This window comes from Mesorhizobium sp. M1A.F.Ca.IN.020.06.1.1, from assembly GCF_004023265.1.
Classification (GTDB): domain Bacteria; phylum Pseudomonadota; class Alphaproteobacteria; order Rhizobiales; family Rhizobiaceae; genus Mesorhizobium.
In genome coordinates this window covers 1-7,007 of record NZ_RZSR01000240.1, presented here as the reverse complement: position 1 = coordinate 7,007, position 7,007 = coordinate 1, and the positions used below count along the sequence as shown (strand labels likewise).

6 protein-coding genes and 1 riboswitch are annotated in these 7,007 nt (G+C 58.3%); all 6 genes read right to left on the bottom strand.

All coding sequences use genetic code 11. The annotated features are described in order from the left end of the window. Positions 1-464: 464 nt before the first annotated feature. Complete coding sequence (locus tag EOA60_RS38955) at positions 465-701, bottom strand: hypothetical protein (RefSeq protein WP_245479242.1); 237 nt, start codon at positions 699-701, stop codon at positions 465-467. 209 nt (positions 702-910) lie between these two features. Continuing rightward, on the bottom strand, positions 911-2,080 hold the full coding sequence (locus EOA60_RS13100) for a Xaa-Pro peptidase family protein (RefSeq protein ID WP_127335605.1): 1,170 nt from the start codon (positions 2,078-2,080) through the stop codon (positions 911-913). Positions 2,081-2,185: 105 nt separating this feature from the next. Continuing rightward, entirely contained in the window at positions 2,186-2,617 is a 432-nt protein-coding gene (locus tag EOA60_RS13095; RefSeq protein WP_127335604.1) for a heme-binding protein, read from the bottom strand. Continuing rightward, positions 2,614-4,827, bottom strand: a complete 2,214-nt coding sequence (locus tag EOA60_RS13090; protein ID WP_127335603.1) for a malate synthase G — start codon at positions 4,825-4,827, stop codon at positions 2,614-2,616. Before EOA60_RS13090 ends, EOA60_RS13095 begins: the two co-directional genes overlap by 4 nt. Continuing rightward, complete coding sequence (locus EOA60_RS13085; RefSeq protein ID WP_127335602.1) at positions 4,828-6,081, bottom strand: D-amino acid dehydrogenase; 1,254 nt, start codon at positions 6,079-6,081, stop codon at positions 4,828-4,830. It lies immediately after the preceding gene. Between the two features lie 126 nt (positions 6,082-6,207). Then, positions 6,208-6,296, bottom strand: a riboswitch (glycine riboswitch). Between the two features lie 186 nt (positions 6,297-6,482). Continuing rightward, positions 6,483-7,007 (bottom strand): aminotransferase class I/II-fold pyridoxal phosphate-dependent enzyme (locus tag EOA60_RS13080; protein ID WP_128311448.1); only part of this gene is annotated, 525 nt, incomplete at its 5' end.

Sequence of the window (7,007 nt, the reverse complement as noted above, 5' to 3'; positions counted from 1 at the left end):
GATCGCCCCCGATCGGGCTGCGCAATCCGGACCAGCTGACGCCCGATCGGGCGCTCTCGTCGGCGCCAAGAAGGCGCGGCTTCACCGTCGATGCGACATTTCTACTTTGCTAGAAACCGAACGCCCCCCGCCTTATGAGTGTCGCATTTCTAACTTGCCAGCGATGTCTCATTCCTAACTTGCTTTAACATAGATTGTAGGAGCTATATAGAGCCTGGGGCAAGCCGTTGGCCTTCTACAGCGACAAGCATGGCATTTTCCGTCGAGCGGGCCAACCAGACCTTACAGGACCGACTTGTGAAGGAACTGCGCCTTCGTGGCATCGGCTTGCCCTACAGAATGTTCGACAAACTTCGCTCAGTGCAGGTCATGAGTAGGCTTGGCGCGCGGTCCCCCTGAGTTCATCGGCCTCCAAAGACGCCGGCGACGACGGCAGCTCCCTGGGTTTCGGTCGCGATGCTTCCTCAGGAGGTTCGACGCGATGTGGAGGCTAAGCTCGATCCCGAACCGCGCCTGCGCCTGAGCAACGATGCGTGGCGATTCTGGTTGGCGCGGGCGGCACGGATCCATTGTGCAAGCGCCTCCGATTGAGCCGATGTCAGGACTGGCTTTCCGGTTGGACGCTCGAGGGTCGCTTCGAGCCCATGTTCGATCCCACGGTCGAGCCAGCGATAAACGCTCGTCGGCTGGACACGGGCTATTGCTGCCGCCTCCCCGACGGTCGCGCCCGCCCTGAGTGCGGCAAAGGCCGTCAGCCCGCTTCTGGCAAGCTTTCGCCGGTGCGGACGATCATGGCGGCGGCAATAGCGCCTCCGAACTGCGGGAGCGAGCCGCCGCCGGCTGTCGGACGAGTGGTGTCGAGCCTACGCCTATCTTCGTGACGTGATCTCGCGCAGGGTTGACGCACTCGTCAACTTATCTGTGGTAGTTCCCGAGGCGCGCGGGGCGTTAGCAAACGGCAACCGTCTTCCGTTACGACAACCGTCTCCTCGTGCAGGACGATCTTTCCGGGTTGATATTCCAAAGCGGGTTCGACGCAGAGCACCATTCCTGGGACCAGAACCGTTACATCTTCCAAACGCACTGACGGCGGTTCTGTGAGCCGCAATCCTAGCCCATGGCCCATACGTCCATTGTTGTTCAGATCTTGTCCGCCGGAAGAGAGCGAATTTGCCATCTGCTGGAAAATGTAACCGGCGGTCACGCCGGGACGGACTGAATTCAATCCCACTTCATTTGCGTCCCACACCTTTTCTTGTGCGAAGCGCAGTTCATCCGTGATGCTGCCAACTCGGAAATTCCGGTCGTAGTCACAGAAGTAACCATCGAATGTTGTGCCGGTGTCGATAAACAACATATCGCCGTCAGCAATTGGCCTCTCGCGCGGTCCGCCTGTGATTTCAAAAGGCCCGCCGACATCCGCGCGGCAGATCAGCGTTGGGATCGTGGCCGCGCCACCCTCGTTCAACCTGCTTCTGAAATTGCGCAGAATTTTGCGCTCACTATCACCAATACGCACGAAGTCGGGCACCGCCGCATAAACTTCGCCTGCTATGTCGATTGAATGCTGGATCTTCCTCACCTCAGCCGCACTCTTGACCATACGGAGCTGCCAGATCAGGTCGGCGCCGTCGGCTATTTCGACCCCCCGTAGTTGCCCAATCAGGGAATTCAGCTGAGCAACTGGCATGCCGATCCGCAGTTCCCGACCAAGTTCAGCGCCAACCCGTCCGAAACGGCGCGGGAGTTCTGAGATAGCTTGGACCAGAAGAGAGGTGCCCTCGTCTTCAGGTCGCGGCGACGGCCAGGATATGATCTTCGTGATCCATGTGGACTCGACGATCGCGCGGCCGATTTCAGGAATAATCGCGGTGGGAATGCCGTCGGCCGGAACCAAAACGAACCAAGGCCTCGTATAGCTCTCCCAAAAAGATGAATCCAGGCCGGTGAAATAGCGAACGTTGTCCATTCCCGATAACAGAAGTCCATCGAACCTGTGCTCTCGCATATACTTTTGAGCCCGCGCAACGCGCGCTTCGAATTCTTCTGGAGGAAATCCGTAGTCGCTCTCTCGGCTCATGTTCAAATCCCTCTACATCCTACGGCCACACGGCCAATCGTATCAGCGACTAGTGACAGGCGGGTCCAGCCGCATCGACGCATCCGTCATTCTTTAAGTACCGTCTCAGTCCACTTGCGCTTGAAAGCCTGCCTCTTCGATTGCAAAGACCGCGGCCGCCTCGTCATTGTCGGAACTGTCGCCTGTGATACCCACAGCCCCCAAGAGCTCTCCCGAAGCGGATTTGATCAAAACGCCTCCGGGAACGGGAACAATCTTGCCACTGGAGATCCCGCTGAGGCCCTCGATGAAGTGGGGACGTCCCGTGGCTGTCTTGTCGAGCCATCGCGAACCGGCGCCGACTGCAAGTGCCCCGAACGCCTTCCCGAATGCGATTTCGAAGCGCAGAAGTGATGCCCCATCCTGCTTCTGAAATGCCTTTAAGTGACCGCCCGAGTCAAGAACTGCAACGCTCAGTGGTTTGAGTTCGAGATCGACTGCAAAGCGCAGCGATGCCTCAATGATTTTGTTGGCGCTGACGAGCGTGAGGGTGGTCATGCTATAACGTGTTCCTTGTCGGTCTGTTTCTTCTGCAATCTGTTCGCGTGCAGTAAGGGCTCGGTGTAGCCGCTCGGCTGATTCCTGCCATTGAAGATGAGGTCACAGGCGGCTTTGAATGCGAAACCGTCGAATCTGGGTGACATAGGCCGGTAGAACTTGTCGTCGGCATTCTGTTGGTCGACGACCGCAGCCATGCGCTTGAGAGCTTCCATCACCTGCCCGCCGCTGCAGACATCATGGTGCAGCCAGTTCGCAACGTGTTGCGAGGAGATGCGGCAGGTGGCGCGGTCTTCCATCAAACCGACATCGTTGATGTCTGGCACTTTCGAGCAACCGACACCATGGTCGACCCAGCGCACGACATAGCCGAGGATGCCTTGGCAGTTGTTGTCGAGTTCCTTCTGGATCTCTTCCGGCGTCCAGTTCGGACGCGGCGCGATCGGGATAGAAAGAATGTCGTCGAGCTTCGCGCGCTCACGGGTTTTCAGCATCTCCTGAACAGCGTGAACGTCGACTTTGTGGTAGTGCGTGGCGTGCAGAGTGGCGGCCGCCGGCGACGGCACCCAAGCGGTGTTCGCGCCGGCATTGAGATGCCCGATCTTTTGTTCGAGCATGGCTGCCATTAGGTCCGGCATGGCCCACATGCCCTTGCCGATCTGCGCGCGGTCTTCGAGCCCGCAGGCCAGGCCGATATCGACGTTCCAATTCTCGTAGGCGGAAATCCACGGAGACTGCTTCATGTCCGCCTTGCGGATCATCGGACCAGCCTCCATCGAGGTGTGGATCTCGTCGCCGGTGCGGTCGAGGAAGCCGGTGTTGATGAACACAACGCGCTCCTCCGCCGCGCGGATGCATTCCTTGAGGTTGACAGTGGTGCGGCGCTCCTCATCCATGATGCCCATCTTCATCGTGTTCGGCATCATGCCCAATGCCTGCTCGACGCGAGAGAAAAGCTCCACCGCGAAGGCCACCTCGGCCGGCCCATGCATCTTGGGCTTCACTACATACATGGAGCCTGCCGCCGAGTTGGCGCGGCGGCCCTTCTCGCCAATATCATGCAGCGCGATCGCAGCCGTCATCATGGCATCCATGACGCCTTCCGGAACCTCGTTGCCGTCACGGTCCAGCACGGCCGGGTTGGTCATCAGGTGCCCGACATTGCGGACGAGCATCAGCGAGCGAGCGCGCAGGGCAAACGGCGTACCGTCAGGGCCGGCATAATCGATGTCGGCTTCCAGTCTGCGGGTGAACGTCTTACCGCCTTTGGTGATCTCTTCGGTCAGATCGCCTTTCATCAGACCGAGCCAGTTGCGATAGACCGTGACCTTGTCTTCGCCATCGACCGCCGCGACTGAATCCTCGCAATCCATGATCGCGGTGATAGCCGATTCGAGCCTAATGTCCGAAATATCCGCAACGTCCGCTTTGCCTATCACCGAATTGGAATCAATCACGATCTCGATGTGGATGCCGTTGTTCTTCAAGAGGAAATGCGTCGGCTTCTCGATCTCGCCGCGATAGCCGGCGAACTGATCCGGCGCCTTCAACTCCACGGACTTGCCGTCGACTGTGGTGATAGCAAGCGCAGCACCGGCCACGGCGAATGCCTTCACATCACTCCAGCTTGCACTCACTAGCGGCACGCTCTCGTCGAGGAACTTACGCGCCCAACCGATCACCTTGTCGCCGCGCACCGGATTGTAGCCGCTGCCCTTCTCTGCTCCGCCTGCCTCCGGAATGGCGTCGGTGCCATAAAGGGCATCATATAGCGAGCCCCAGCGTGCATTGGCTGCATTGAGCGCATACCGTGCATTCATCACCGGTACGACGAGTTGGGGCCCGGCTATTGTCGCGATCTCTGGATCCACGTTACTGGTCGAGACGCTGAAATCCGGGCCTTCCGGTACGATGTAGTCGATCTCGCGTAGGAAAGTCTTGTAGGCGTCGAGGTCCTTAGGCGAACTATTGCCGCGATGCCAATGATCGATCTTCTTCTGCATCATTTCGCGGATTTGAAGAAGCTCGCCATTGCGCGGGGCGAGGTCATGGACGATCGACGAGAACGATGCCCAGAATGCAGAGCTGTCGACCCCAGTGCCTGGCAAGGCCTCGTGATTCATGAACTCGAATAGTTCATCCGCCACGCGGAGCCAATGGACCTCATGGTGTGCGGGCACACCATAAGGATGTTTTCCAGCAGTAGGCATTCAGGCCGCCGCACGCGAATTGAGTGGCAACTTTTCGACCACGCTTTGAGCGAGCATCGATGATGTTGCAGACGACAAAGTCCATCCAAGATGCCCATGGCCCGTGTTGTAGAAGACGCCAGGTAGACGTCCGCGTCCAACTTTGGGGAGCATGTTGGGCATCATCGGGCGGAGGCCGGTCCACGGGATTACGCTGTTGGTTGTCACGTCCGGGAAAACGCCACGCGTCCAATCCACCAGTGGCCGTATTCTGTCGTCCCGAATATCCTTGTTGAAGCCGTTGAACTCGGCGGTCCCCGCCACACGCAACCTATTTGCGCCGAGACGGCTGGTAACAATTTTCGCGTTGTCATCCAGAATGCTCACCCAGGGAGCTGACTGCTGTGCCAATTCGTTATCAAGCCCGACAGTGATCGAATATCCTTTGACCGGATAGATGTTGACGCGATCGCCGAGCATGGCCGCGAATTCCCGGCTCTGCGACCCAGCACAAATGACCACCGCATCGGCTTCTATCGCAGTTTTCCGCGAGGCTCCGCCTGCCTCAGCATGCGAATAGAACAGGTGAAATTTGTCACGTCTGTCGATCCGTTGAACTGCAGCGTCGTAAACGAACTCGACACCCATCCGCTCGCAAGCGCGTGCCAGACCGGTTGTGTATTTGTGGATATCTCCTGTGGAATCGGAGGGTGTGTAGAACCCACCGTAAAAGTCGCCGCGTAGCGTCGGTTCGATCGAATTGATCTCTTCTGCCGTTACAGACTGTCGATGCAGCCCTCCCTCGGACAGCAGCTTGTTGACGCGCGTCGCATGGTCAAACCCGGCCTTATCCCAATAGATGTGGAGAATACCGCGCGTCACGTGATCGAAATCGATACCCTCCTCCTTGGCAATAGCGAACATGTGCTTGCGCGCGGCGATCGCCAGCCTGGTCGTCTCGATCGTGTTGGCCCGGTACTTGCCGATGTGGGCGACGAATTCCGCCATCCAGCTATACTTGTGCCAGGATGGCGACGGGTTCATCAAAAGCGGGGCGTCTTTCCGCAGCATCCACTTGACGCCTTTAAGTACGGTCGACCAATGATTCCAAACCTCAGCATTGCTGGCTGACAATTGGCCACCATTGGCGAAAGACGTTTCCATAGCCGCGTATCTGCGGCGTTCCAAGACCGTGATCTTGTAGCCCTGCTTGGCAAGGGCATACGCGGTGGAGACTCCCGCGATGCCTGCTCCGATGACAACAATTTTCGACATATGAACCTCGACAGAGTTATTCGCGGAGAACCGCTGGCTTTCCCCAAATCTGTCTTGGTACCTGAGAGCTTGGCCGAGATTCGGCATTCCCCTTCGGTGGACGCTCAGGCGTCTCTCTCCAGATCGTTCGGTGGCGCGGTCACCTGTGCCTGAGAGTTTCCTTGGGGGGTTGCTCCGTCGGCGCCGGTCAACCCGGACTCTCCCGCGTCACCTGCTGAACGATGTCAGTATGGATTTTGGCCCAAACCTTCGCGTTTCAATATTGCACCAGAAATGAGGTGATCGTTGCAAACGTGTCGGCTTTTTGAAACCGACAAGGAGAGCCATGGCACGTGATAGAAATCGCTGTGACGGCCGGCGCAATCTGCAGCAAATTGACGGGAAGTCCCGCCAGCAAAGCGTTAAGAGCCGATGATTCCGAGTTCTCGACCCACTTCGATAAACTGCTCTACGCAGCGTTCAATATCGGAAGCCGAGTGTGCTGCCGACACCTGGGTTCGAATCCTCGCCTGACCTTTCGGCACGACCGGGAAGGCAAAGCCTACCACGTAAATTCCGCGAGCCAGCATTTGCTCTGCCATTGCTTGAGCAAGTGATGCGTCACCCAGCATGACTGGAATGATCGGATGGTCGGCACCAGCCAGCTTGAAACCAGCCGCGCTCATCTGGGACCGAAACAGACCGGCGTTGGCATAAAGCTTTTCGCGTAGGGTATCGCCTCGCTCGATCAGGTCGAACACCTTCAGAGATGCGCCCGCGATCGCCGGCATCAGTGTGTTGGAGAAGAGATAGGGCCGCGAGCGCTGCCTCAGCCAATCGACCACCTCACGCTTGCCGGACGTGTAGCCGCCCGATGCGCCGCCAAGTGCCTTGCCGAGCGTGCCGGTGATGATGTCCACCCTGCCCTCGACGCCGCAGTGCTCTGC

Bases quoted from the DNA above. Each gene is read 5' to 3' on its own strand.
- EOA60_RS13085 (WP_127335602.1), bottom strand. From the start codon at position 6,081: ATGTCGAAAATTGTTGTCATCGGAGCAGGCATCGCGGGAGTCTCCACC.
- EOA60_RS13095 (WP_127335604.1), bottom strand. From the start codon at position 2,617: ATGACCACCCTCACGCTCGTCAGCGCCAACAAAATCATTGAGGCATCG.
- EOA60_RS13090 (WP_127335603.1), bottom strand. From the start codon at position 4,827: ATGCCTACTGCTGGAAAACATCCTTATGGTGTGCCCGCACACCATGAG.
- EOA60_RS13100 (WP_127335605.1), bottom strand. From the start codon at position 2,080: ATGAGCCGAGAGAGCGACTACGGATTTCCTCCAGAAGAATTCGAAGCG.